General features: G+C 65.4%; 22 protein-coding genes and 1 other RNA gene. 18 read left to right on the top strand and 5 right to left on the bottom strand.

Annotation, left to right across the window (positions count from 1 at the left end):
• The first annotated feature begins 161 nt into the window (after positions 1 to 161).
• Positions 162 to 986, top strand: a complete 825-nt coding sequence (locus MMG94_RS06705; protein WP_016917961.1) for an ABC transporter permease — start codon at positions 162 to 164, stop codon at positions 984 to 986.
• Positions 976 to 1,734 (top strand): ABC transporter ATP-binding protein, encoded by a 759-nt coding sequence (locus MMG94_RS06700; RefSeq protein WP_016917960.1) that lies wholly within the window; start codon positions 976 to 978, stop codon positions 1,732 to 1,734. Before MMG94_RS06705 ends, MMG94_RS06700 begins: the two co-directional genes overlap by 11 nt.
• Here MMG94_RS06700 and MMG94_RS06695 read toward each other — a convergent pair.
• Complete coding sequence (locus MMG94_RS06695; protein ID WP_016917959.1) at positions 1,716 to 2,873, bottom strand: LptF/LptG family permease; 1,158 nt, start codon at positions 2,871 to 2,873, stop codon at positions 1,716 to 1,718. The genes MMG94_RS06700 and MMG94_RS06695 overlap by 19 nt on opposite strands.
• Positions 2,874 to 2,977: 104 nt before the next feature.
• Positions 2,978 to 3,871, bottom strand: a complete 894-nt coding sequence (locus tag MMG94_RS06690) for a hypothetical protein (RefSeq protein ID WP_016917958.1) — start codon at positions 3,869 to 3,871, stop codon at positions 2,978 to 2,980.
• A 49-nt stretch (positions 3,872 to 3,920) separates the two neighbouring features.
• Between MMG94_RS06690 and MMG94_RS06685 the strand changes: the two genes are divergently transcribed.
• The 4 genes from MMG94_RS06685 (at position 3,921) to hrcA (ending at position 8,580) form a co-directional block, all read left to right on the top strand.
• Positions 3,921 to 5,183 carry a glycosyltransferase gene (locus MMG94_RS06685; RefSeq protein ID WP_016917957.1) on the top strand — a complete coding sequence of 421 codons (1,263 nt, stop codon included), beginning with the start codon at positions 3,921 to 3,923 and terminating at the stop codon, positions 5,181 to 5,183.
• Positions 5,180 to 6,406 carry a glycosyltransferase gene (locus MMG94_RS06680; RefSeq protein WP_154419967.1) on the top strand — a complete coding sequence of 409 codons (1,227 nt, stop codon included), beginning with the start codon at positions 5,180 to 5,182 and terminating at the stop codon, positions 6,404 to 6,406. Before MMG94_RS06685 ends, MMG94_RS06680 begins: the two co-directional genes overlap by 4 nt.
• A gap of 180 nt (positions 6,407 to 6,586) precedes the next feature.
• A complete protein-coding gene (locus MMG94_RS06675) occupies positions 6,587 to 7,387 on the top strand; it encodes an outer membrane protein (protein WP_016917955.1) in 801 nt (266 codons plus the stop codon).
• Positions 7,388 to 7,497: 110 nt separating this feature from the next.
• Complete coding sequence (gene hrcA, locus MMG94_RS06670) at positions 7,498 to 8,580, top strand: heat-inducible transcriptional repressor HrcA (RefSeq protein WP_026015962.1); 1,083 nt, start codon at positions 7,498 to 7,500, stop codon at positions 8,578 to 8,580.
• 37 nt (positions 8,581 to 8,617) lie between these two features.
• Here hrcA and MMG94_RS06665 read toward each other — a convergent pair whose 3' ends face one another.
• Both MMG94_RS06665 and MMG94_RS06660 read right to left on the bottom strand, forming a co-directional pair.
• On the bottom strand, positions 8,618 to 9,085 hold the full coding sequence (locus tag MMG94_RS06665; RefSeq protein ID WP_026015961.1) for a hypothetical protein: 468 nt from the start codon (positions 9,083 to 9,085) through the stop codon (positions 8,618 to 8,620).
• A gap of 154 nt (positions 9,086 to 9,239) precedes the next feature.
• On the bottom strand, positions 9,240 to 11,483 hold the full coding sequence (locus MMG94_RS06660; RefSeq protein WP_016917952.1) for a primosomal protein N': 2,244 nt from the start codon (positions 11,481 to 11,483) through the stop codon (positions 9,240 to 9,242).
• A 98-nt stretch (positions 11,484 to 11,581) separates the two neighbouring features.
• Here MMG94_RS06660 and MMG94_RS06655 point away from each other — a divergent pair, with 98 nt between their 5' ends.
• On the top strand, positions 11,582 to 12,139 hold the full coding sequence (locus MMG94_RS06655) for a hypothetical protein (protein WP_193787593.1): 558 nt from the start codon (positions 11,582 to 11,584) through the stop codon (positions 12,137 to 12,139).
• Here MMG94_RS06655 and MMG94_RS06650 read toward each other — a convergent pair.
• Entirely contained in the window at positions 12,136 to 12,618 is a 483-nt protein-coding gene (locus MMG94_RS06650) for a hypothetical protein (protein WP_040578740.1), read from the bottom strand. The two genes, MMG94_RS06655 and MMG94_RS06650, sit on opposite strands and share 4 nt — an antisense overlap.
• 141 nt (positions 12,619 to 12,759) lie before the next feature.
• Between MMG94_RS06650 and rnpB the strand changes: the two genes are divergently transcribed.
• From rnpB to murC, 11 genes are all read left to right on the top strand, one after another.
• An RNA gene (gene rnpB, locus MMG94_RS06645) (RNase P RNA component class A) lies at positions 12,760 to 13,158 on the top strand.
• A 255-nt stretch (positions 13,159 to 13,413) separates the two neighbouring features.
• Positions 13,414 to 14,454, top strand: coding sequence for a 16S rRNA (cytosine(1402)-N(4))-methyltransferase RsmH (gene rsmH / locus MMG94_RS06640; RefSeq protein WP_026015960.1), 1,041 nt, complete (start codon positions 13,414 to 13,416; stop codon positions 14,452 to 14,454).
• A complete protein-coding gene (gene ftsL / locus MMG94_RS06635) occupies positions 14,454 to 14,921 on the top strand; it encodes a cell division protein FtsL (protein ID WP_016917949.1) in 468 nt (155 codons plus the stop codon). Before rsmH ends, ftsL begins: the two co-directional genes overlap by 1 nt.
• A gap of 23 nt (positions 14,922 to 14,944) precedes the next feature.
• Entirely contained in the window at positions 14,945 to 16,714 is a 1,770-nt protein-coding gene (locus tag MMG94_RS06630) for a peptidoglycan D,D-transpeptidase FtsI family protein (protein ID WP_085985233.1), read from the top strand.
• Positions 16,714 to 18,168 (top strand): UDP-N-acetylmuramoyl-L-alanyl-D-glutamate--2,6-diaminopimelate ligase, encoded by a 1,455-nt coding sequence (locus tag MMG94_RS06625; RefSeq protein ID WP_016917947.1) that lies wholly within the window; start codon positions 16,714 to 16,716, stop codon positions 18,166 to 18,168. The genes MMG94_RS06630 and MMG94_RS06625 overlap by 1 nt, the downstream gene beginning before the upstream one ends.
• Positions 18,165 to 19,583, top strand: coding sequence for a UDP-N-acetylmuramoylalanyl-D-glutamyl-2,6-diaminopimelate--D-alanyl-D-alanine ligase (locus MMG94_RS06620; RefSeq protein ID WP_016917946.1), 1,419 nt, complete (start codon positions 18,165 to 18,167; stop codon positions 19,581 to 19,583). Before MMG94_RS06625 ends, MMG94_RS06620 begins: the two co-directional genes overlap by 4 nt.
• 13 nt (positions 19,584 to 19,596) lie before the next feature.
• Complete coding sequence (gene mraY, locus MMG94_RS06615; protein ID WP_016917945.1) at positions 19,597 to 20,679, top strand: phospho-N-acetylmuramoyl-pentapeptide-transferase; 1,083 nt, start codon at positions 19,597 to 19,599, stop codon at positions 20,677 to 20,679.
• A 2-nt stretch (positions 20,680 to 20,681) separates the two neighbouring features.
• Complete coding sequence (murD, locus tag MMG94_RS06610) at positions 20,682 to 22,109, top strand: UDP-N-acetylmuramoyl-L-alanine--D-glutamate ligase (RefSeq protein ID WP_040578739.1); 1,428 nt, start codon at positions 20,682 to 20,684, stop codon at positions 22,107 to 22,109.
• A complete protein-coding gene (locus MMG94_RS06605; RefSeq protein ID WP_016917943.1) occupies positions 22,106 to 23,266 on the top strand; it encodes an FtsW/RodA/SpoVE family cell cycle protein in 1,161 nt (386 codons plus the stop codon). The genes murD and MMG94_RS06605 overlap by 4 nt, the downstream gene beginning before the upstream one ends.
• Positions 23,267 to 24,367, top strand: coding sequence for an undecaprenyldiphospho-muramoylpentapeptide beta-N-acetylglucosaminyltransferase (murG, locus tag MMG94_RS06600; protein WP_016917942.1), 1,101 nt, complete (start codon positions 23,267 to 23,269; stop codon positions 24,365 to 24,367). It abuts the gene before it with no gap.
• Positions 24,368 to 24,383: 16 nt separating this feature from the next.
• Positions 24,384 to 25,793, top strand: a complete 1,410-nt coding sequence (murC, locus tag MMG94_RS06595) for a UDP-N-acetylmuramate--L-alanine ligase (RefSeq protein WP_016917941.1) — start codon at positions 24,384 to 24,386, stop codon at positions 25,791 to 25,793.
• Positions 25,794 to 25,872 lie beyond the last annotated feature (79 nt).

Raw genomic sequence — 25,872 nt, 5'->3', positions numbered from 1 at the left:
AGACGGCTCCTGCGGAGCCTCCTCAGCATGAGGGCGAGGAGCGTCATCCTTTACTCAATCGCTCCGCCGCGGTTAAGCCCCGCCATTGACAGCGCCCGGCCGGAACTGGTCTATGCGGGCGTCGCGCCGACGGGCGCCGCTTCGCAAAGGACGCCAGACCGTTGCTCGCCGCCATCCCGCCCGCCTATGTCGCCCCTTTCGAGCGGGCCTGGCGCAATCGGGAGCTTATCCGCGCCGTGGTGCGGCGCGAATTCATCTCACGCTTCCGAGGCTCCTTCCTTGGCCCGGCCTGGGCGGTGCTCTCGCCGCTCGTGATGCTGCTCACCTATACGACGCTCTTCTCGATCACCGTGCCGCAGCTTTCCGCCGGCATGAGCGTCACGGATTACGCCAGCGGCATCTTCATCGGTCTGATCGTCTTCAATCTCTTCAGCGAGCTTGGCTATCGCGCGCCGGTTCTGCTCCACGAGCATGTGAATTTCGTGAAGCGCTCGATTTTTCCCAGCGAGACCATCGCCTGGACGGCGACGATCCGCGCCTTCACTTACGCCGGCGTCGCCTTCGGCGTTTATGTGGTCTTCCGGCTCGCCACGGCGGGTTCGGTCCCGCTCACCATCCTTCTGACGCCCTTCCTGGTCGTTCCCTTCTTTCTCTTCATCCTCGGGGTGGTCTGGTTCCTGATGGCGCTTGGCGCCTTCACGCGGGACGTGGCGCATATCATGGCGTCAATCATCCCCGTGCTGATGTTCGCCACGCCGATCTTCTATCGGCTCGACCAGATCGCGGCGATGTCGTCCACAACGGCCATGCTGCTGCGGCTCAACATCGTCGGGGATTACATTGAAATGCTGCGCGCCGTGGCGCTCGACGGATATGTTCCCAACATCCTCGGCTATTTTGTCGTCGCCGCCGCCTCCTACGCCGTGTTCCTCGGCGGCTACAAGTTCTTCATGCGCTACAAATCGGTCATCGTCGATGTCATCTGAGCCCGCCATCCGCTGTACGGGCATTGGAAAAGCTTTCCAGCTCTATGCGCATCAGAACGATCAGCTAAAGCAGATCCTCTTCGGCCTGTGGAAGAAATTCTACAAGGAGAAGTGGGTGCTGCACGACATGACCTTCACGGTGGAGAAGGGCGAGCGCGTCGGCATCATCGGTCGCAACGGGGCCGGCAAGACGACGCTGCTGCAGATCATCTGCGGCATCACCATGCCGACCAAGGGCGAGTTCAAGGTGCAGGGCCGCATCGCGCCGATCCTGGCGCTGGGCTCCGGCTTCGACGGTCTGCTGACGGGGCGCGAGAACGCCCGCATCGGCGCGGCGATTCTCGGACTGTCCAAGAAGGAGGTCGACGCCCGCATCGAGGACATAGCCGCCTTCGCCGACGTCGGTCCCTTCTTCGAGCAGCCCATGCGAACCTATTCGATGGGCATGATTGCGCGCGTCGCCTTCGCGATTTGCGCCCATGCCGACGCAAATGTGCTGATCGTCGACGAGGCGCTCTCCGTCGGAGATCAGATTTTCCAGCACAAGTGCGAAAGATATATCGAGGATTTCGCCCATAACGGAACGATCCTGATGGTCTCGCACGATCTCGATTTCCTCGAGAAGCTTTGCGACCGTGTGCTTTGGCTGGAAAACGGAGTGGTGAAGGAGATCGGCGAACCCGCCCGCATCATCGCCGATTATCGAGCGGCGATGGACGCCGAGGAAAATCAGGCGACCGGCGCGTAGGAGACGGACGAGGGGATTTCGGCGTCCAGCCGCTTCGCTTTCGGGCTGTAGTTCACCCGGGCGATCATCCAGGCCGAGATCAGGATTTCGGCCAGGACGGCGGCGAGCAGCAGCAAGGCGAACCAGCCGCTGATCCGCAGCAACGATTCGAGCGCGACGAGAAAGCCGATATGCGTCGCGGGAATCGCGATGATCGTCAGGCTTCCCGCCGCGCCGCGCCTTCCGGTGATGTTGCCGAATGTGAGCGTCAGCGCCATCGCGAGAAGCGTGTGGGCGACAGCGAGGATCGGCACGCCGAAGCGCTTTGCAGCCTCCGCCATCCATTCGCCCGCCTGGCGGTGGTCGAGCCTGGCGAGCGTCCAGCTCGACAGGAACGCGCCGGCCGGAAGCTCATAGACGCCCCTCCACGTGCGTTGGGGCAGCGAGCCGCTGCCCTGCATGGGCAGCGCCATGGCGTATTCGTCGAAATTGGCGATGCGGACCTCGTTGCTCGTGATCGACCGGGTCTGGATGCTGCCATTGGAGAGCGCGACGATCACGCCCGCCTCGTTTCGGCGGAACTCGGCGCGGGCCGCCGTGATCGTCTCCTCCTCCATCTTCTCGATGGAGATCTGCCGCACGAAGAGATTGGCGGCGATGTCCGGCGTGATCCAGCGCTCGATGTAAAGAGTCTTCACGCCGTTGGAGAAGGTATAGAAATGCGCCGCATCCAGCATGCGGTGATTGAGCGAGTTGTTGATGACGTTCAGAACGTCCTGCATGCCGCTCGTGTAATGTGGCGCGATGACGTTCGCGAGCAGATAGCCGAGCAGAACGAGGCCGGCGGCGAGCGACAGCGCCGGCCGGCAGATCGACCATGCGGAAAGCCGCAAGGCGTAGAGGACGGCGATCATGCCTTCGCTCGCCATGCGCGAAAATTCGAGCGCGGTCGCGACGCCGACGGCCATGGGGAGCGTCACGAAGGCGACGGTCGGCGTGACGCCGATAAGCGCCGGGAATACGAGGCCGCCGCGCACGGCGGCAGGCGGCAACTGGTAGAGCAGATAGGAAAGAACGACTGGCACCGACAGCGCAAGCTGCACGACGAGGACGTTGAAGCCGACGCGTTTGAAAAGATAGTTGTAAAGGAGGCGGGGCATGCCGGGCGTTCCTCGCCGTCATTGCGAGCGCGGCGAAGCAATCCGGAGCCACATCGCGGCCCCTGGATTGTTTCGCTGCGCTCGCAATGACGGGATAAAGCGCATCACTTCTTGAACCGCGCCCAGGCGGCCTTGGAATATTCCGCCCAGGCGGGGTCGAAGACGCCGCGCGAGGGCAGGGCGACCGCGCCGGCCCAATGGGCGAAATAGATTTCCTTGCCGTCTATGTCGACGGGCTTTCCGTCTCGGAAAGTCACGCCCGGCGCCTTGTAGAAGCTCTCATGCGAAGAGCCGGGCACGACGTTGGGAAGTAGCTCGATCTTCAAGCCGCGACGATGCGTGACGAAATTCACGAGCGGCTGAGCGAAGAGCTGGCCGCGCTTGCGAACGTCGTGGAAAATCGCCGAGTCCGCTTTCATCGTTTCGATGAAGTCCGAAAGCTTCAGAAACTTGTTCGACGTGACCCAGAAGCCGTCATTGAACAGCAGCACGTCCTTGAGGAACGGGTATTTGTCGCGCTTGTCGTTATAGACATATTCGAAGCTCGGCGACGCGACGATGAACTCCCTCTCGCCCGCTTCGAGCCTGCCGAAGACGGGCGTGAAGTCGCGGAAAAGGATGACGTCGACATCCACATAAGCCACTTCGTCGAGCGGCAAAGCGAGAGCCTGAAGCTTGCGGAGACGGCGGCGGTTATTGTTGAAAATCCCCGGATAGAGCTCATGGGAGAGCTTGTCGATCTCGACCGGCTCCTCTTCGACATAGGTCGCGCCGTATATCTCCGCGGCCTTGCGCGTCATGGCGACATTGTCGTCATAGGGGATGAGATAGATCGGCAGCGAGGAATTCGTGTCGCGGTAGCTCTCGAGGAAGGGCAGAAGCCAGTCGATGATCTTGTCGTTGCCGACGATGGCGATGCCGTAGCGCTTGGCGGGGGCGGGGGCGCCGGTCTCGGACTCGGGCGCGCGAAGGGGTGGATTCGGGAGGCGAAGGCTCATATACCGGGGTGTACTGATAAAATTCGGGCAAAAGCAAGGGGGCGCTCTTTTGGACGATATTTCGCAGGTGCCGGCGAGCGCCGCGCCGCCCCTCGGCAAGCCCTTGGCCGGAAAAACCGTCGCCGTCGTCCACGCCGCCTGGCATAGCTGCGGCAGTTATCAGGTCAATGTCAGCCAGATCGCCGCCTACCGGGCGCTGGGCGCGCGCGTCGTCTCCGTCGCCATGATGGATTCACTGGGCCCGGCGGCGCCCGAGGGCCCGAAATGGGATGATTATCTCAATGCGGCCCGTAACATAGGTGCGAACCGCCGCTATTATTCGGGCGCGCCGACATCCTCGATTTTCTCGCCCGTCTTCCTCGCCAAGGCCTATTGGCGGCTGATCCATGGCGATCAGGCGTCCTGGCTGATCGAGATCGCCAAGCGGTCGCCTCTGCCGGAGGATTTAGACGGCGAAAGGATCGACCTCATCCACGCGAATCATTTTTTCACGCTGCCTCTCGTCGAGCGGCTGAAACAAGGAAAGCGCATACCCGTCTTTCTGGAGACGCAGGACATTCAGGCCCGGCAATTCATTCTGCGTAACCAGGGGGGCTTCTTCATTCCGCCATACGCCGGCTATTCGGATATGTTGATGACGGAGCTCGACTGGATGCGGCGCGCGGATCTCTGCACGCATCTCAATGAGGAAGAATATAAAGACTTCCGCAATCTTCTGCCCGAGGCGCGCCATGCGCTGATCTATCCCGCGGTGCCGGACGTGCCGCGCGCCGTCGGCGTTCAGATCGTCATCGTCGCGAGCGACAATTACGCCAATTACAAAAGCCTGCGCTGGTTCCTGACAGAGGTCGTTCCCAAGGCCGGCGGCGGCAAGGTCGCCATCTACGGCAATATCGATCAGGGCGTGAAAAAGCGCGATCCGGCGCTTTACGAGGCGCACGCCCATCTCTTCATGGGGCGCGTCGACAATATCGCGCTGGTGTATAAGCGGGCGGGTTGCGTGCTTTTGCCGACTGTGGAAGGCCACGGCCTTTCGATAAAGGCCGTTGAGGCGCTTGCCTGCGGGGCCCCGATCATCGCCACGCCTCTCGCCTTTCGCGGCATGAATGTCGACCCGTCCACCCTGAGCAACGTCTCGGTCGCGCATGACGCGGCGGAATTCGCGCAATTCTGGCGCAAGGCGCAGGCCCGCGCCGATCGCGGCGACACGCCGGGAGCGATGAGCGACACGCGCCTGCTCTACGACAGGGCCTTCAGCCTCGACGCCTATGCGCGGGCGCTCGCCGGCGCATTGGAGACGCTTCGCGCATGAGCGAAGCGGGGTTTGCCGGCCGGCGCGTCGCGCTCGTGCACCCGTCCTGGCATTCCTGCGGCACCTATCGCGTGGTGCTCGGCCAGATCGAGGCCTATCGCGCAATGGGGGCCGAAGTCTTTCCCATCGCCGTCAGCTCCGATCCGGGCTTCGTTCCCGGCCGCGACTGGATATGGAAATCCTTTGCGCAAGCGACGCCCGAGCTGGACGCCGGCCTGCGCTTTTACGGGGGCGCGCCCTTCCACGCCGTGCTCGGCCCGCGCTTTCTGACCCGGACGCTCTGGCCCTACCTCCATGGCGATCAGGCCGCGATTCGGCTGGGTATGGCGGCGCGCGCGAAGCTTCCCCGAGAACTCGCGGCGCGGGATTATGATCTCGTCCATTGCAACCACTTCTTCCTGATGCCGGTCGCGCGGCGGCTCGCGCGCGGGCGCGCGCCGATCCTGCTCGACACGCACGACCTGCAAGCGCGGCAGTTCGAACTCTTCAATGCGCGCATGCCGTGGCTTTCGCCGCGCGTCGCCTACGAGCAGATGCTGGCGCAGGAATTGGAGGCGATGCGCGGCGCGGATCTGCTCCTCCATCTCAACGCGCAGGAGGCGGAGGATTTCCGCGCCCTGTTGCCGGAGAAGCGGCACGCTCTGCTTTATCCCCCGACCCCTTCCGCGCCGATGGGGCCGGGCGGGGCGGACATCGTCATCGTCTCCAGCAACAACACGGCGAACGTCGAAAGCGTGATCTGGTTCTTGCGAGAGATCGCGCCCAAGGCTCCCGGCGTCGCCGTGAAGATCGCGGGCAATGTCGACGCAGGCGTTCGCGCCGGCGCGCCGGAACTATATGAAGCCCATAAGGGGCGGTTCCTCGGCCGGGTCGACGATCCCGGCGCCGTTTACGCCGGCGCCAAACTTGTCTTGCTGCCGACGATCAGCGGGACGGGGCTGTCCATCAAAACCGTCGAAGCCATGTCGAGCGGCCTGCCGATCATCGCGACGCCGCAGGCGCTGCGCGGCATGGATGCGGAGGCCTTCCAGCTTCCCGGGGTCAGCGTCGTCGAGACGGCGGACGATTTTGCAGGCGCGCTCACCGTGAGCGCGGCAGATTCGCCGCCGCGCGAATCGGACCGCTCAGCAAGCCCGGCGCGCGCTTATTACGAGTCGCGCTTTTCGCTCCCGGCTTATCGACGGAGCCTCGCGACTCTCGCTAAGCCGCTGCTTGGCCTGTGAAGTTAATGCCTTCTTTATGGAAAACAGCGCATTGCGCAGCAGTGTGACGCAGGCGCAACGCCGCGGCTAAATTCGCTCAGACGGACCCTCCGATAATTTCTTCGCGCATTCCGCGATGTTACGTTCAATGGAGTGCTGCTGCGCCGGCGACCGGGCGGCCTTGCTATTGGAGAATCAGTTATGACGTTCAAGGCTACGGTTTTTGGCGCGCTGGCGTCGATCCTGGCGGCGAACGCGGTGTCGGCCGCGGATCTGCCCAGCTACAAGGCTCCCCCGCCGCCGCCCCCCGCGCCCGTCGGCTTTGACTGGACCGGCTATCATTTCGGCATCAATGGCGGTTATGGCGGCGGCTCGGCCAGCTATCTGTCCAACGTCACCTTCCTCGGCGGCGCCGTCCCCGGCGCGGTTTGGAACAATGCGCCGTCGTCGCATGGCACGACGGGCTTTGTCGTCGGCGTGCAGAGCGGCGCGACCTGGCAGCTGCCGAATAACGTCGTCTTCGGGTACGAATCGGACTTCAACTACGCGGACGTCACCAGCGGCAGCCCGGGCTCGGCCTGGGGCTGGGGCGGCGGCGCGTTGCAGAGCCGCCTGCGCTGGTTCGGCACGGAGCGCCTGCGCGCCGGCTACGCCTTCGGCCGTTTCCTGCCTTACGTCACGGGCGGCCTGATGTATGGTCAGATCTTCTCCAACGGCTTCGACGCCGTCGGCGGCATCTCCTTCCCGACCAACACCTCGAAGTGGCAGGCCGGCTGGACGGTCGGCGCGGGCCTCGAATGGGCCGTCTACGACAAGATTTCGGTCAAGGCCGAATATCTCTACACGAACCTTCAGGGCACGAACGGTCAAGGCTTCGTTCCCAACGTCGCCTACCGCAGCTTCGTCGGCAACGGCCTCGACACCCATATCGGCCGCGTCGGCGTCAACTACAACTTCAAGAGCTTCGGCGCGCTCCTTGGCATTCCCGGCCTGGGGCTCTAACGCCGGCTCCGCATTAGCTCGCAAAGAAAAAGCCCGGCCGTGTGGCCGGGCTTTTTCTTTGCGGCGCGCCGGTCTCGACGCCGCGCGCCGATACGTTATTCTTCCCGCCCATGATCCGTCCGTCTTCGATCGTCCCCCCAGCCTCCAATCTCTCGGTCCTGACCGATCGCTCACGCGAGATCTTCCGGCAGCTCGTCGACAGCTATCTGACGACGGGGGAGCCCGTCGGTTCGCGGCAATTGTCGCGTCTCCTGCCAATGACGCTCTCGCCGGCGTCGGTTCGCAACATCATGCAGGACCTCGAAGAGCTCGGCCTCATCTATTCGCCGCACACCAGCGCGGGCCGGCTGCCCACCGAGCTCGGCTTGCGTTTCTTCGTCGACTCGCTGTTGCAGATCGGCGATCTCGAAGAGAAGGAGCGGGCGCGCATCGCCGCGGAGGTCGAGGCGGCTTCCAAGGACCATGATCTCGAGGGCGTCCTTTCCGAGGCGACCAGCCTGTTATCCGGCCTGGCGCGCGTCGCGGGCGTCGTCGTCGCGTCGAAGGAAAATGTGCGCCTCAAGCAGATCGATTTCGTGCGACTGGAGCCCGAGCGCGCTTTGGCGATTCTCGTCGCCGATGACGGCACGGTCGAAAACCGGGTCATCCCGGTGTCGCGCGATCTGCCGGCGTCCGCGCTGATCGAGGCGGCGAATTATCTCAATGCGCGGATCACCGGCCGAACGCTGGCGGAAGCGCGGGAAGGGATCGAAGCCTCGCGCCGGGCGGCGGAACGGGAGCTGGACGAACTGACCGCGCGGCTCGTCGAGGCTGGCTATGCGAGCTGGGCCGGCGCCTCCGCGGAAAGCCGCCAGCTCATCGTGCGCGGACAGGCGCATCTCCTCGAAGATCTCACGGCGGCGACCGATCTCGAACGCGTGCGCCTGCTTTTCGCCGATCTCGAAACGAAGACGGAAGTGATCGACCTTCTGGAGCGCGCCGAGCAAGGCGAAGGCGTGCGCATTTTCATAGGCTCGGAAAACAAGCTGTTCTCGCTCTCCGGCTCCTCGATGATCGCCGCGCCCTTGCGCGACAGCGAGCGCCGTATCATCGGCGCTCTGGGCGTCATCGGCCCGACGCGGCTGAACTATGCGCGCATCGTGCCGATGGTGGATTATACGGCGAAGGTCGTCGCGCGAGTCGTGCGCGGATGAAGGCGAGTCGCATCGGCGTTTACGCGCGCGACGTCGCCTAATCCTTCCTGGACCCGGTTGCTTCGCCGGGCTTGTTCATCTCTTTCTGCTGTTCATCAGAGCTGCGATGATCCTTGTCGCGACCGCGCGTTTCCTCGCGCGCGCTACGCTCGCGTTCGTCGCCGCGTCCGAGTTCCCTGTGGTCGCGATCCCTGTCCCAGTCGCCGCCATGTCGCTCATGGTCGCGATTGTTATCGTCGTCGTCGCGGTAGCGTGGCGCGCGTCCGTAATAGTCTTCGTCGTGATCGCGATAGCCGCGCCGCCAATGATCGCGATCGTCGTCATCCCAGTAGCGTCCCCGATGATGACGATAAGACCACCAACAATCGCCGTCGTCGCAGATGCGAACGGCGTGCGACTTCGTGACGAGATCATTTACGACGAGACGCGAAGCGCCTGGCGAGGCTTGCGTCGCGGAGGGACCGAGCAGGATGGCGGATGCGAGCAGGAAGAGCTTACTCTTCATCGTTTCGTCTTTCCTTCGAAAGGTTGACGGTTCCGCGCGAATGCGCGTTTGGCCCGCCCTATCTGTCGCGTGCGAAGAATCTTTCAACGCGAACGCCGAAACGCTTTGGAGGTAAGGAATTTCGCACCGAAATGCTTGAAGCGAAGCCTGCGGCCTACATGAAATTCTGCGGATCGACGTCGATCTGCACGCGCACGCCGCCACGTTCTTTCGGCGCCGCCGCGATGAGGTCTCGCAGAAACGCCTGCACGTCCGCGCCGCGCGGCGCTTTGACGAGCAGGCGATAGCGAAAGCGTCCGCGGATGAGTCCGATCGGCGCTTCGGCCGGACCGAGCATCATGATCTCGTCGGCGTCCGGCAATCCGCCGAGCGCGGCGACGCGATAGCGCGGCGAGCGCGGCAGTTCATGCGCGGCGCGCGCCAGAGCGCGCGCATGCGCTTCGGCCGTCGCCGCGTCCTTGCCGGAAACGATCAAAGCGGCGAGGCGGCCAAAAGGCGGCAGCCCCGCGCGCTCGCGCAAGGCGATTTCCTGCGCGTAGAATTTTTCGGCGTCGCCCGAGAGGAGCGCCGCTATGACGGGATGCTCCGGCTGAAATGTCTGGATCAAAGCGCGGCCGGGCTTGTCGCCGCGCCCCGCGCGCCCCGTCACCTGATTGAGCAATTGGAAAGTGCGTTCCGCGGCGCGCGGATCGCCGCTCCCCAGCCCGAGATCCGCGTCCACGACGCCGACAAGCGTAAGGAGCGGGAAGTTGTGGCCTTTCGCCACGAGCTGCGTGCCGATGACGATGTCGAAGGCGCCTTTGGCGATCTCGTCGAGTTCGCGCCGCAGTCGCTCCGCGCCGCCGGGAAAGTCCGACGAGAGCACGAGAATGCGCGCGTCGGGAAAAAGTGTCGCGGTCTCCTCGGCGAGACGCTCGACTCCGGGACCGCAGGCGGCGAGCGCATCTTCCGCGCCGCATTCCGGGCATGTGTCCGGACGGCGCTCGGTATGGCCGCAATGGTGACAGACGAGCGCGCGTCGGAATCGGTGCTCGACGAGCCATGCGTCGCATTGCGTACAGCGAAAGCGATGGCCGCAGTCGCGGCAGAGCGTTAGCGGCGCGTAGCCGCGACGATTGAGAAACAGGAGCGCCTGTTCGCCGCGCGCGATCGTTTCGCCCACAGCGAGCGCGAGACGCGGCGCGATCCAGCGCCCGCGCTGCGGGCCTTCGACGCGCATGTCGATCGGATCGAGGATCGGCATGGGCCGCGAACCGGCGCGCGCATGCAGGCGAAGATGGCCGTAGCGCCCGCGCTCGGCGTTGACGCGCGTTTCAATCGAAGGCGTCGCCGATGTGAGAACGATGGCTGCATCTTCGAAACGCGCGCGCACCACCGCCATGTCGCGCGCGTGATAGGAGGCGCCGTCATCCTGCTTATAGGCGCCTTCATGCTCTTCATCGACGATGATGAGCCGAAGATGGCGGAAGGGCAGAAACAGCGCCGATCGCGCGCCCGCGACGACCGAAAGCTCGCCCGTCGCCGCCCCCCGCCAGATGCGCGCGCGCTTGCGTTCCGAAACGCCTGAATGCCACTCAGCGGGCTTCTCGCCGAATCGCGCGGCGAAGCGCTCGAGAAATTGCGCGGTGAGCGCGATCTCCGGCATCATCACCAACGCCTGTCCGCCGTCCTTCAACGCGGCGGCGATCGCCTCAAAATAGACTTCGGTTTTGCCGGAACCGGTGACGCCTTCGAGCAGGAAGGGCTTGAACGCGCGCGCATGAACCGCTTGCGTCAAAGCCTCGGCGGCGACCTGCTGCGCGGGCTCCAGAACAGGCGCGGTGAAATCGGGATCGAGCGCGGCGGCGACAGGTTCAGGCGGCGCGGCGATCGTTTCGATGGCGCCTTCGTCGACGAGCGCATCGATGACGCCGGAAGAGCAGGCGGCGGCTTCAGCGAGGGCTTTCTTGGCGAAGGACATGCCGCCTTCCGCCGCTTCCAGCACCCGCGCGCGGGTAGGGGTCAAGCGCTCCGGCTTCGAACCGGTCGCGCGATAGAGAAGGCGCGCGGCGTCGGGCGCGGCGTCCTCGGCGGCGCGGGTCGCGAGGCGCAGCGCCATGCCGCGCGGCGTCAGCGTGTAGCGGGCCAGCCAGTCGATGAAATCGCGCAGCTTCTGAGAAAGAGTCGGCCGTTCGAGCCGCGCCGTCACCGTCTTGAGATTGCTGCGCGGCGAAGGCGTCTTTTCGACGGACCAGACCACGCCGTACGCCTCGCGGGCTCCCAACGGAATTTTGACGCTGTCGCCCGGCTCCAGGCCCAGCGCCGGCGGCGCGAGGTAGGAATAGGTCACGTCGACGGCGACCGGCGCCAGCACGTCGACGACCCGCGCCCCCTTCGTTTCATCCTGCGCCGCGCTCATGGCTGCGGCTTAAAGCATATCGCCTTGCGCCGGAAGCGGCGGAACGATGGCCGCGCGATCCGGTTGCACCTGCCGGGAAGGCTTTCAAGGAGGCGAGCATGAACAGGGTCATGGACAATCGGTGGTCGCAGCTCGGCTTGTCCGCCGTGGTCACGGGCACGGTCGCCGCGCTCGTCTCGGCGGCGGCGCTCGCGGCGCTCGCCAAGATGGAGGGCAAGGGCGCGCTTCAGCCGGTGAACGCCACAAGCCATTGGATGCAGGGCGACGAAGCCGCCAAGGTCGAGCTGCCGAGCGCGCGCCACACGCTGGTCGGCTTCGCCACGCACCATGCCTCCGCGATATTCTGGGCCGCGCCCTTCGAGGCGTGGCTGGCGATGAACCCGCCGCGCTCGCTGTCGAACCTGCTGCGCGACGCCTTCGTCATGTCCGGCGTCGCCGCGCTCGTCGATTACGGCGCGACGCCCCATCGGCTGACGCCGGGCTGGGAGCTCGTGCTCTCGAAAAAATCCATGGTGGCGTCCTATGTCGCGCTCGCCTTCGGCCTCGCGGCGGGCGCGCTCGTCTCGGACCGGGTGCGGGCGTCGACGCGCAAGACGATGCGGGCGTCCTGGCGGGAGGCCATCCCGCAACGTCTCTCGCGGCTCACGCAGGGTTAGGGGCAGTAGTCCCAGAAGCCCGCGCGGCGGGTCGCGTCGGTGTAATACCAGCAAAGGCCGGCCGCCGGCGCGGCGGAGGCGGCGTAAGTGGCAGCCGCGGCCGCGCTCAGAAAGCCGATCGCCGCGCCGGCTGCAATGGCCCCGCCAGGTCCCCAGCCATAATAAGGCCGGCGCCAGGCCCCGTAGGAGCCGCCGTGATAATGGCCTCCATGCCAATGGCCATTCGCGGGATAGCCTCCCGGGCGGCCGGGGCGTCCCCAGCCCGCGCTCCCGCCATGCCAGCCGCCGGCCGGCAGAGTGCTCGGGCGGCCGTGGAGCCCGGTGGCATGGCCGCCGTGAAAGCCGCCGCGGATCTGGGTCGTTTCCGCGCCCGCATCGGGAAGAGGCGCGGCCGGCAGCGCGAGAGCGCCGGCGGTTTGGGCGAGCGTCAGCGCGCCCGCCGTCGCGGTCGCGAAGAACCGCTTCGGAATTATGTTCATGAACGACTCCAGTCTGCCGGCGCCCGAATCGGACGTGAGCTTTACTAAAATGGGGTATGCCGCGGTTGGCGCAAGTCGGAACCGGCGCGCCCGAACACCGCGCCTTGACCTGCCGCGCACCACTCCCTATCCAGAAGAAAGCCAGTCGGCCGGACGGCCGCTGCGTCATGCAGAGGAAAGTCCGGGCTCCACGGAGACACGGCGCCGGATAACGTCCGGCGGGGGCGACCCCAGGGAAAGCGCCACAGAAAGCAAACCGCCGCGCAAGCCTTTCGAGGTTCTTCCGCGGTAAGGGTGAAAGGGTGCGGTAAGAGCGCACCGCCTGGGCGGCAACGCATCAGGGCATGGCAAGCCCCGCCGGGAGCAAAACCGAATAGGGGCGACCGAAGGCTTCAAAACCTTCAACCCGTCTCCGGGATGTCGCCCGGGTTGGTTGCTCGAGGCGGTCGGCGACGACCGTCCCAGAGGAATGGCCGTCACGCGCGGGCCGGGAAACCGGCAGGCGCCATACAGAACCCGGCTTACAGGCCGGCTGGCCCTTGATTTTCCGGCCGCTGTCAGCGCGCCGGAGGGACCCGTAGTAACCGTCCCTTAACACTAACAAAGCTTAATGCTGTTTGGCGCCGGAGGAGGCGCTGCGGCCCGCCGCCGCTTCGCCGACGCCTTGAAAAACAGATGGCCCGCCAGACGATTTCGCTGCGACGCTCAGAGACCGCGAGCCGGCCTTGCACAGGCCTGGCGGCGCCGGTCGGTCGGCTGCGCGCGACGCCGTGGGCGAATGCGAGGGCGAGCGTGATGGGGAAGGGCCGCGGCGCGGATCAAATCCCGGCGGATGACGGTCCGGTCCGGCATGTGCCCGTGCTGCTGCGCGAGGCGGTGGAAGCGCTGCGTCCGCGCGACGGCGGGCGCTATCTCGACGGCACCTTCGGCGCTGGCGGTTATACGCGCGCCCTTCTCGCCGCCGCCGACACGAAGGTTCTGGCGCTCGACCGCGACCCGACGGCGATCGTCGCCGGGGCCGATCTCGTCTTGGAGGCGCGCGGGCGCCTCACTCTGGTCGAAGCGCGCTTCTCTCAACTTGAGGACGTCGCGCGCGCGCAGGGCTTCGCGCCGCTTGACGGCGCCGTCTTCGACATTGGCGTCTCGTCGATGCAGTTCGACGAGATCGAGCGCGGTTTTTCATTTCGCGGCGACGGTCCCCTCGATATGCGCATGGAGGGCAGGGGGCTTTCGGCCGCCGACATCGTCAATGAGGCGGACGAGGAGACGCTCGCCGATATTTTCTATTTCTACGGCGAAGAGCGCGCCGCGCGCCGCATCGCGCGCGCCATCGCGCACGACCGCAAGCTGGCGCCCTTTGCGTCCACCAAGCCGCTCGCCGAGATGATCGCGCGCGTCGCGCCGGGGCGGCCAAACGACATTCATCCGGCGACGAAAAGCTTTCAGGCGCTGCGCATCGCCGTGAATGACGAATTGGGCGAATTGCTGGACGGCCTCGCCGCCGCCGAACGCGTGCTGGCCGAAGGCGGTCGTCTCGCGGTCGTTACTTTCCACTCGCTCGAGGACCGCATCGTCAAGCAGTTCCTCGCCGAACGCTCGGGACGCGGCGAGACCGGCTCGCGACGCCTGCCGGGCGAGGCCGCGCCGCCACCCGCAAGCTTCGTCTGCGAAGGCCGCCAGCCCGTCGCGCCGACGCGCGAGGAAACGCAGGTCAATCCGCGCGCCCGCTCGGCCAAGCTGCGCTGCGCGACGCGCACCGCCGCGCCGCCCATGCCGCTTGGCGAGAAGCTCTCGCGGCTCGCGCGCCTTCCCGTCCGCGACAAAGGAAAAGTCTGATGCTCCGGCTTCTCAACATCGTCGCGATCCTCGCGCTCATCGGCTCGGCGGTCTACGCCTATTCGATCAAATATCAGACGGCCTATCGCGCCGAGCAGATCGCCAAGACGAATATCGAGATCAAGCAGGAGCGCGACGCCATCGCCGTCTTGCGGGCGGATTGGGCCTATATGACGCGGCCCGAGAGGCTGCAGCCGCTCGCCGACAAATATCTGCCGGATTTGAAGCCGCTTCAGGTGACGCAGCTCGTTCCCGCCACGTCTCTGCCGCAGAAGAGCCGTAGCGACTTCATCGGCGACAAGTTGAGCGAGATCGGCCTCAGCATGCCCGCGACTCCCGCCGCCGCGCCCGCGACGCCGACGACGCCAAAATCCGAGCCCAAAGCCAAAGCCGCGACGCCAAAGGTCGCGGCGACCTCCAAGAACGCCAGCCAGCCGAGCGCCAGCCGCGAGCCGAAGAAGCCATGACAGAGCCTCAGCACATGCCGGACATGCTCGAAACGCCGCCCGCGCGTCGGGGCAAGAAGCCGTCGAAATATGCGGGCATGATCCGCGCGGCGTTCACCACGAGCCTCAACTCGAGCGCGCCGCGCATGCGGCTCGCGGCGCTGGGTTTCCTCGCGCTTTACGGCGTCATTTGCGGCAAGCTCGTCTATCTCGGCTTCAAGCCGGAGCCGGCGACCGTCCGACGCGCCGCCGCGGAAGCCGTCTCCGCCTCGCGTCCCGACATTCTCGACCGCAATGGCGAGGTGCTGGCGAGCGACGTGAAGGTCATGTCCGTCTTCGCCGAACCGCGCCGCCTCATCGACAAGGACGAGGCGACGGAGCTGCTCACGGCCGTTTTGCCGGATGTCGATTCGAAAGAGCTGCGCGACCGCCTCGGCTCCAAAAAGGGCTTCGTCTGGGTGAAGCGCGAAGTCTCGCCGCACCAGCGCGACGAGGTCTTTCATCTTGGCCTGCCGGGCGTCGGCCTCATCGCCGAGAATAAGCGCGTCTATCCCAACGGCCCAATCGGCGCGCATGTGCTCGGCTTCGCAAATATCGACAATCAGGGCATCGCCGGCATCGAGAAATATATCGACAGCCTGGGCCTCTCCGATCTCCACAGCCTCGGCTTCGGCGCGACGCCGGACGATCTGCAGCCCGTGACATTGTCGCTCGACATCCGCGCGACGCATGCGCTGCGCGACGAACTGGAAAAGGGCGTCGCGCGCTTCAAGGCCAAGGCCGGCGCCGCCGCGGTCCTGGAGGTGAATACGGGCGAGGTGATCGCGCTCGCCTCGCTTCCCGATTACGATCCCAACAAGCCGACCGAAGCGCTCGATCCGATCCACATCAACCGCATGAATGTCGGCGTCTATGAGATGGGCTCGACCTTCAAGGCGCTGACGATCGCGATGGCGCTCGACTCCGGCAAGGTCAATCTCAATTCGCGGCTCGACGCGCGCGGCGCGCTGTCCTTCGGACGTTTCAAGATCCACGACTATCACGCGCAGAACCGCGCGCTGACGGTGCCCGAGGTCTTCACCTATTCGTCCAATATCGGCACCGCGCGCATGGCGATGGGGCAGGGCGTCGAGAAGCACAAGGCCTTCCTGCGCAAGATGGGCCAGCTCACGCGCATGCGCACGGAGCTGCCCGAAAGCGCCGAGCCGCTTTATCCGAAGAATTGGAGCGAGCTGAACACCATGACCATCGCCTTCGGTCACGGCCTAGCCGTCGCACCGTTGCAGGCGATGATGGCGGTCGGCGCGCTGATGAATGGCGGCTATCTGATGGCGCCGACCTTCCTCAAACGAACGCCGGAAGAGGCGATGAAGACCGCCGTGCAGGTCGTCAAGCCCGAGACCAGCGAGGCCATGCGCTATCTCATGCGGCTCAACGCCGAGATCGGCACGGCGAAGAGGGTCGACGTCAACGGCTATTTCGTCGGCGGCAAGACCGGCACGGCGGAAAAGGTCATCCACGGCCATTATTCCAAGGACCGGCTGTTCACGACCTTCATGGCGGTCGCGCCCGCCGACAAGCCGAAATATCTTTTTCTCACCATCATGGACGAGCCGCAGGGGCTGCCGGAGGATGGCGGCCATGCGACGGCGGCCTACAATGCCGGCTTTGTAACAGGGCAGCTCATCGAGCGCGTCGGACCGGTGCTCGGCCTCGCGCCCCGCTTCGAGCCGCCGCACACGCCCTTCCCGCTGCTCGCCAAGCTCGGCTACGGCATGGCCAATGTCCCGGCCTCGGGAGGGCATGGCCACTGATGAAACTCTCCGAACTCCTCGCCAGAAACGATCTCGATCCGGCGCTCGCCGCGCTGGACATCGCCGGCCTGTCCGCCGACAGTCGCGCGATCGGCGAGGGCTTCGCTTTCTTCGCTATTCCCGGCCATGCGGGCGACGGCCTTTCCTTCGTGAATGACGCGCGCGCGAAGGGCGCCGTCGTGGTCATTGCGCAGCGCGAGGCTGACTGCGCCTTGCCGCTCGTCGTCGTTCCGGACGTCCGCGCCGCGGCGGCCTTGGCCGCGGCGCGCTTCTATCCGCGTCAACCGCAGACGATTATTGCGGTCACGGGCACGAGCGGCAAGACCTCCGTCGTCGCTTTCCTGCGGCAGATTTGGGCCGCGATGGGTCATGAGGCCGCCTCGCTCGGCACGGTCGGAATCGTCGACGCCACGGGCGCGCATTACGGTTCGCTGACGACGCCTGGCCCGGTCGAGCTCGCCAAGACGCTCGACGAGCTCGCCGCGCGCGGCATCACACATCTCGCGATGGAGGCGTCGTCGCTCGGCGTCGACCAGCGCCGCCTCGACGGCGTGCGCCTCGCTGTCGCGGGCTTCACCAATTTCTCGCGCGACCATCTCGATCACCACCGCGACATGGAAGACTATTTCGCGGCGAAGATGCGACTCTTCGAAACGCTCATGCAGCCGGGCCAGACGGCGGTGATCGACGCGGACAGCGACGTCGCGGCGTGCGTGTCGCAGATTAGCAAGGCGCGCGGGCTGAACGTTTTTGGCGTCGGCGCGAAAGGCGAAGCGATCGCGCTGAAGGAAGCGCGCCCCCATGCGCTGGCGACATCTCTTACGCTGACCTACGCCGGCAAGGATTACGCGGTCGAATTGCCGCTCGCCGGCGCCTTTCAGACGTCGAACGCGCTGGTCGCGGCGGGTCTCGCCATCGCTTCCGGCGATGAGCCCGCGCGCGTTTTCGCGGCGCTGAACAATCTCAAGGGCGCGCCGGGGCGTCTCGAACTGATCGGCGCCAAGAATGGCGCGCCCGTCTTTGTCGATTACGCGCACAAGCCCGACGCGCTGGAAAAGGTTCTCGCAACGATGCGGCCGCTGACCAGAGGGCGGCTTATCGTCGTCTTCGGCTGCGGCGGCGACCGCGACAAGGGCAAGCGTCCGCTGATGGGCGAAATCGCCGCGCGCGCCGCCGACGTCGCCATCGTCACGGACGACAATCCAAGAAGCGAGGAGCCCGCGCTGATTCGCGCCGCCGTCATCGCAGGCGCCAAGGGCGCGGGCCCCGCCGAAATCATCGAGATTGCAGATCGGGGCGAAGCGATTTCCCTGGCGATCGCAGGGCTTCGCGAGGGCGATGCGCTCGTCGTCGCCGGCAAGGGGCACGAGACTGGCCAGATCGTCGGCGATCGCATATTGCCCTTTTCCGATCACGAGGCGGTCGCGAAAGCGCTGCAGGAGCAAGGTTCATGAAGCAGGAGCCCCTATGGTCGGGATTGGCGCTTGTCGGCGCCCTTCAGGCCCGCATCAGCGGCGCGCTGGCGCGCGAGGCGAATGGCGTTTCCATCGATACGCGGACGCTGCAGCCGGGCGACCTCTTCGTCGCGATCAAGGGCGAGGCGCGCGACGGGCATGACTTCGTCCGCGCCGCATTCGAAAAGGGCGCCGCCGCCGCGGTGATCGACGAAGCCCATGCGGCGGCGCTCGCGGGCTCGGGATCGCTTTTCGTGGTGAAGGACGTGCAGCGTTCGCTGGAACTGCTCGGCATGCGCGCGCGCGACCGCACAGGCGCCTTCATCGCCGCTGTCACGGGCTCGGTCGGCAAGACTTCCACAAAGGATATGACGCGGCTGATGCTGTCGCATTTCGGCGCGACGCATGCGTCGACCGCTTCCTACAACAATCACTGGGGCGTGCCGCTCACGCTCTCTCGCATGCCCGCCGCGTCGCGCTTCGGCGTCTTCGAACTGGGGATGAATCATACAGGAGAGATTGCCGGGCTCGTCGCCCAGGTTCGCCCGCATGTCGCCGTCGTGACGAAAGTCGCGGCCGTGCATCTCGAGCATTTCGACTCGGTCGAAGCGATCGCCGACGCGAAGGCTGAAATCTTCTCCGGTCTCGAAGGCGGCGTCGCCGTCATCAATCGCGACGACGAGCATTATCAGCGCCTCGCTGACGCGGCCGCCGCTTATGCCGGCCACATACTCGATTTCGGCGAGACCGAAGGCGCGCAGGCGCGGCTTCTTTCATACAAGCAGATCGATGACGGCTGCGAGGTCGAGGCGGAGATTCTAGGTCGGCCGCTGACCTATCGCATTGGCGCGCCCGGCAGGCATATCGCGCTCAATTCGCTCGCCGCGCTGCTCGTCGCCGTCGCTTTCGACCTCGACCTCGAAAAGGCCGCCGCGTCGCTCGCGGAATTCGCGCCGCCGTCGGGACGCGGGCGGCGGGAGATGCTGATCGCCGGGCACGGGCCGTTCACGCTGATCGACGAGAGCTACAACGCCAATCCGACCTCGATGCGCGCGGCGCTCGACCTGCTTGACGCGGCGGCGCCGGGCGTCGGCGGGCGCCGCATCGCGGTGCTTGGCGACATGCTGGAGCTCGGTCCGCAGGGAGCCGATCTGCATGCGGAGCTCGCCGGCGACCTCATGCGCGCCAATGTGGACCTGCTTTTCACCGCGGGCCCGCTGATGCAGCGACTTTATTACGCCGCGCCCGAGGCGATGCGCGCCGCGCACCGCGCGACGGCGCTGGAGCTGGAGGAGGCGGTTCTCGCCGCAATTCGGTCAGGCGACGTCGTCATGGTCAAAGGCTCGAACGGGTCGCGCATGTCGCGGATCGTCGCCGCGACGAAAGAGAAATTCGCGCCCGAGAAATCGAGCTGAGGAAGTTTGAAACATGCTGACGCTGCTTGCGGACCTTTCCTACCTCTATAGTCCGCTCAACATCTTCCGTTATATCACCTTCCGCGCGGCGATGGCCGCGGCGACGGCGCTGTTCTTCGTTTTCTTCTTCGGCCCGAATATCATTTCGGCGCTGCGCATCAAGCAGGGCAAGGGCCAGCCGATCCGCGAAGACGGTCCGCAATCCCATCTCCTCACCAAGAAGGGCACGCCCACAATGGGCGGGCTGATGATCCTTTCCGGCCTCATCGCCGCCACGCTGCTCTGGGCCAATCTGCGGAACTATTACGTCTGGATCGTCCTTTTCGTCACGGCGTCCTTCGGCGCCATCGGTTTCTACGACGATTACCTGAAGGTCACGAAGCAATCGCATGCCGGCTTCTCCGGCAGGGCGCGGCTGGCTTTGGAATTCGTCGTTGCGGGACTCGCCTGCTATTTCCTGATGAAGATCGGCGGCGACAACATGTCGAAGCTCGCCATTCCAATGGTGAAGGGCTATGTGGGCTCGCTCGGAACGTTCTTTGTCGTCTTCGGCGCTTTCGTCATCGTCGGCACCGGCAATTGCGTGAATTTGACCGACGGCCTCGACGGTCTCGCCATCGTGCCGTCAATGATCGCCGTCGGCGCCTTCGCCATCTTCGCCTATCTCGTCGGCAACTCCATCTTCTCCAACTATCTCGGCGTGAATTACGTGGCGGGCGTCGGCGAACTGACGATCGTCTGCTCCGCCTTCATCGGCGCGGGGCTCGGCTTCCTTTGGTTCAACGCGCCGCCGGCGCAGATCTTCATGGGTGATACGGGGTCGCTCGCGCTGGGCGGCCTGCTGGGGACGGTCGCCGTCGCCGTGAAGCAGGAATTCGTCCTCGCGATCGTCGGCGGCCTTTTCGTGGTGGAGGGCGCCTCGGTCATCATCCAGGTCGCCTATTTCAAGGCGACGGGCAAGCGCATCTTCCTGATGGCGCCGATCCACCATCATTTCGAACAGAAGGGCTGGAAGGAGCCGCAGATCGTCATCCGATTCTGGATCATCGCCTTCGTTCTGGCGCTCACGGGTCTTGCGACCCTCAAGCTGAGGTGACGATGACTCCGGTTACGACTTTCAAAGGCAAGAATGTCGCGCTTTTCGGCCTCGGCGGTTCGGGACTCTCGACCGCGAGGGCGCTGATGGCGGGCGGCGCGCATGTGCATGCCTGGGATGACGGCGAGGCGGGCCGCCTGAAGGCGGTCGCCAATGGCGTTCCGCTCGACGACCTCTCTCAGGTCGACTGGTCGCGCATTTCGGCGCTGGCGCTTTCGCCCGGCGTGCCGCTGACGCATCCGGAGCCGCATTGGACGGTGAAGCTGGCGAAGGCCGCCGGCATTGAAATCATCGGCGACATCGAGCTGTTCTGCCGCGAGCGGGCCGCCCATACTGGCGGCTCCCCTTTCATCGCGATCACCGGAACGAACGGCAAATCCACGACGACGGCGCTGATCGCGCATATTCTGCGCGAAGCGGGCCGCGACGTGCAGCTTGGCGGCAATATCGGCGTGCCGATCCTCGATCTCGAGCCGCCTTCGGACGAACGCATTCATGTCATCGAATGCTCCTCCTTTCAGATCGACCTGACGCCCTCGCTCAATCCGACGATCGGCATTCTCATCAATCTGACGCCGGACCACATCGATCGTCACGGGACGATGGAGAATTACGCGGCGATAAAAGAACGGCTCGTCGCAGGCGCGGAAGTCGCGCTCGTCGGCGTCGACGATCCCTGCACGCATGCGATCGGCGCGCGCCTGTCGGCCGAGCCGCGCGACGGTCAGCGCGTCACGCCCGTCTCCGGCGCGCGCGCGCTGGAATGGGGCTTCTATGTCGAGAATGGCGACGTCCATTTCCGCGAACAGGGGCATGCGCCGGAGGAGGCGGAGCAACTGGCGTCGCTGAAAGACGCGCGCGCCTTGCGCGGCGCGCATAATGCGCAGAACGCCGCCTTCGCCGCCGCCGCCGCCTGGGAATGCGGCTTGGAGGATGAGGAGATCGCGGCCGGCGTCGCGAGCTATCCGGGCCTTCCGCATCGCATGGAAGAGGTCGGACGCATCGAACGCGCGCTCTTCGTCAATGACTCCAAGGCGACCAACGCCGACGCGGCGGAAAAGGCGCTGGCGAGCTTCACCGATATCTACTGGATTATCGGCGGCAAGGCGAAGGAAGGCGGCGTCGAGCCGCTGCGCCCGTATTTTCCGCGCATTCGCAAGGCCTATCTCATCGGCCACGCCAGCGACGATTTCGCGCGCACGTTAGAGGGCGCGCTGCCCTATGAGCGTTGCGAGACGCTCGACGTCGCGACGACAAAGGCGGCGTTCGACGCGCTCGATGGCGACGCGCAGGAGCCGATCGTGCTGCTTTCGCCGGCCTGCGCCTCTTACGATCAGTTCGCCAATTTCGAGGCGCGCGGCGACGCCTTTCGCGGACTCGTCCATGGACTGCCCGCCGTCATCGCCGCCCGCAGAGGAGAACACCCATGATTTCGCGCGCCGAGCGAACCGCATTTTCGGATTGGGCGTGGACGATCGATCGATGGCTCCTCGCCGGCATCGGCCTGCTCATCGTCGCGGGCCTCGTCTTCGCCATGGCTGGCAGCCCGCCCGTGGCCGAGCGGCTGCATCTGCCGACCTTCCATTTCGTCAACCGCCAGGTCGCCTATCTGCTGCCGGCGCTCGCGGTGATGCTCGGAACGTCTTTCCTCTCGCCGCGTCATGTGCGCCGGCTGGCGCTCGTCATCTTCGTCGCATCGCTCGCGCTCGTTGTCGCCACCTTGTTTTTCGGCCAGGAGGTCAAGGGCGCGCGGCGCTGGATCTTCGGCGTTCAGCCGTCGGAATTTCTCAAGCCCGCCTTCGTCGTCGTCGTCGCCTGGGCCTTTTCGGAAGGCGCGCGGCGCAAGGACGTGCCGGGCAACTGGCTCGCATTGCTGCTCTTCCCGCTCACGGTCGGCCCGCTCGTCCTGCAGCCCGATTTCGGCCAGACCATGCTGATCTCCATTGTCTGGGGCGCGCTCTTCTTCATGGCGGGGCTGCATGTGATCTGGGTCGTCGGTCTCGGCGGCGTCGCTATGCTCGCGGCGCTGCTCGCCTATAAATTCGTTCCGCATGTCCATGCGCGCATCGAGGCCTTTCTCGAGCCGCCGCCGCCTGTCGCCGGCGTGCCGTCGAACTTCCAGTCGGAGACCGCGCTCGAAAGCTTTATCGCCGGCTCCTGGTTCGGCAAGGGGCCGGGCGAAGGCACGGTGAAGCGCATCCTGCCCGACTCGCATACCGACTTCATCTTCGCCGTCATCGGCGAGGAGTTTGGCGTCATCGTCTGCATCGCGCTCGCGTCGGTCTTCGCTTTCATCGTCGTGCGCGGCCTGCTCTCGGCGGCGCGCAACGAAGACCCTTTCTGCCGCTTCGCGACGGCGGGCCTCGTCATGCTCTTCGGCCTGCAGAGCTGCATCAACATGGCGGTGAATGTGCATCTCATGCCCGCCAAAGGCATGACGCTTCCCTTCGTTTCCTATGGCGGCTCGTCGCTCATCTCGCTGTCGCTGGGCATGGGCTTCCTGCTCGCCGTCACCCGCAAGCGTCCGCGCACCCGCGTTCTCACGCAGGTCGCGGCGAGCGGCGAACCGATTCCGGCGGCTGCGTAAATGAACGATCGTCCGATCTTTCTCGCCGCCGGCGGCACTGGCGGCCATCTCTTCCCGGCCGAAGCGCTGGCCCATGCGCTCGGCGCGCGCGGCGTTCCGGTGGAGCTTGTCACCGACGAGCGCGCGCTCGCTTATGGCGGAAGCTTCCCCGCGCGCGCCATGCACTGCATTCCCGCCGCGACGCCGCGCGGCGGCTCCTTCATCGCCAAGGCGCAGGCCCTGGCGCGTCTCGCTTACGGCACGGCGCAGGCGGCGAAGGTCTTTCGCCATTTGCAGCCGCGCGCCGTGATCGGCTTTGGCGGCTATCCCACCGTGCCTCCGCTGCTCGCCGCGGCCTTCCTCAAAATCCCGACCGTGCTGCACGAGTCGAACGCCATTATGGGGAAGGCGAACCGCTTCCTCTCCGGCCATGTCGACAAGATCGCCGCCGGCTTGCCCAATCTGCGCGCGCCGCCGCCGTTGCAGGGCAAAGTCATCGTCACCGGAAATCCGGTGCGGCCGGCGGTGCTCGAAGCTGCGAAGATTCCATACGCCGGGTTCGAAGATGGAGCCTTCCGCCTTCTTGTCACCGGCGGCTCGCAGGGCGCGCGCATCATGGCGGACATTGTGCCGGAGGCGATCGCCGCCTTGCCGGACGATCTGCGTTCGCGCATTCGCCTTGTGCAGCAGACGCGTTCGGAAGACATTCCGCGCGTCGAGGCGATCTATCAAGGCGCCGGCGTCAATGTCGAAATCGCGCCTTTCTTCAAGGATCTTCCGTTGCGCATCGCGCAGGCGCATTTCGTCATCGCGCGTTCCGGCGCCTCCACCGTCTCGGAGCTCGCAGTCATCGGCCGCCCGGCGCTTTTCGTGCCGTTGCCGCATTCGCTTGACGGCGATCAGGCGGCGAACGCCGCTTTCATTGAACAGGCGGGCGCGGCGGAAGTCGTGAAACAGAGCGATTTCACGCCCGCTTTCCTGACCGGCCGTCTGGCGCGGCTTATCGAAGCGCCTGACGCGCTTGCGCAGGCCGCCGAGGCGGCGAAGCGCGTCGGCGTCTCCGACGCCGCCGAGCGGCTTGCCGAACTTGTTTTGAACGTGGCGCAGAGCCGCGCTTCCTGAGGGAGACTTTCTCGACATGAAACTGCCGCGCGATCTCGGCCCCATTCACTTCGTCGGCATTGGCGGCATCGGCATGTCGGGCATCGCCGAAGTGCTGCTCAATCTTGGTTACAAGGTGCAGGGCTCCGACGCCGCCGAGAACGCCAATGTGAAGCGCCTCTCGGAAAAGGGCGCATCGGTCTTTATCGGCCATGACGCCAAAAATCTTGGCGACGCCGCCGTCGTCGTCGTGTCGACGGCGATCAAGCGCGACAATCCCGAGCTTGTCGCGGCGCGCGAAAGGCGGCTGCCCGTCGTGCGCCGGGCCGAAATGCTCGCCGAGCTGATGCGCCTCAAGCAATGCGTCGCCATCGCCGGTACGCATGGCAAGACGACGACGACGTCGCTCGTCGCGACGCTGCTCGACGCGGGCGGGCTTGATCCGACCGTCATCAATGGCGGCATCATCAACGCCTATGGCACCAATGCGCGCCTCGGCGCGGGCGAATGGATGGTGGTCGAGGCGGACGAGAGCGACGGCACCTTTCTGAAGTTGCCGGCCGATGTCGCGATCGTCACCAATATCGATCCCGAGCATCTGGATCACTTCCACACTTTCGACGCGATCAAGGACGCCTTCCGTCATTTCATCGAAAATCTGCCCTTCTACGGCTTCGCGGTGATGTGTCTCGATCATCCCACCGTGCAGGAGCTTGTCGGCAAGATCGAGGATCGCCGCGTCATCACTTACGGGGAAAATCCGCAGGCCGATGTGCGTCTGCTCGACGTCAATCTCGAAGGCGGCGTGTCGCGCTTCAACGTGCTGTTGCGTGACCGCAAGACGGCGCAGGCGACCTATCTCGAGAATCTTCTGTTGCCGATGCCGGGACATCACAATGCGCTGAACGCGACGGCGGCGATCACCGTCGCCTATCAGCTCGGCCTGTCGCCGGATCAGATCCGCAAGGCGCTGTCGGGCTTTGGCGGCGTCAAGCGCCGTTTCACGCGCACCGGCGAGTGGAACGGCGTGCAGATTTTCGACGATTACGGCCATCATCCGGTCGAGATTGGCGCCGTGCTGCGCGCGGCGCGCGCCTCCACCAAGGGCAAGGTCGTCGCCGTGATGCAGCCGCATCGTTATACGCGCCTGCAATCGCTTTTCGACGGCTTCTCGACCTGCTTCAACGACGCGGACGTCGTGATCGTCGCGGATGTTTACGCCGCCGGCGAACAGCCGATCCCCGGCGTCGACCGCGATGCGCTGGTCAACGCCATCCGCGCGCATGGCCATCGCCGCGCCATGGGTCTGCCGTCGCCGGAAGTGTTGCCCGCCATGGTGCGCGAAATCGTGGCGGCGGGCGACTATGTCGTGTGCCTCGGCGCGGGGAATATCACGCAATGGGCCTATGCGCTGCCGGAGCAGTTGGCTGCGGGCGGGCAGGGGTGAGGATGCTGACTCTCATGCCCGTCATTGCGAGCGAAGCGAAGCAATCCAGAGCCGCGACGAGACTCTGGATTGCTTCGTC

Origin of the sequence: Methylocystis parvus OBBP (assembly GCF_027571405.1) — a bacterium.
Classification (GTDB): Bacteria; Pseudomonadota; Alphaproteobacteria; order Rhizobiales; family Beijerinckiaceae; genus Methylocystis; species Methylocystis parva.
The sequence above is the reverse complement of the archived record's forward strand: the minus strand, read 5'-3'. Positions and strand labels throughout refer to the sequence as shown.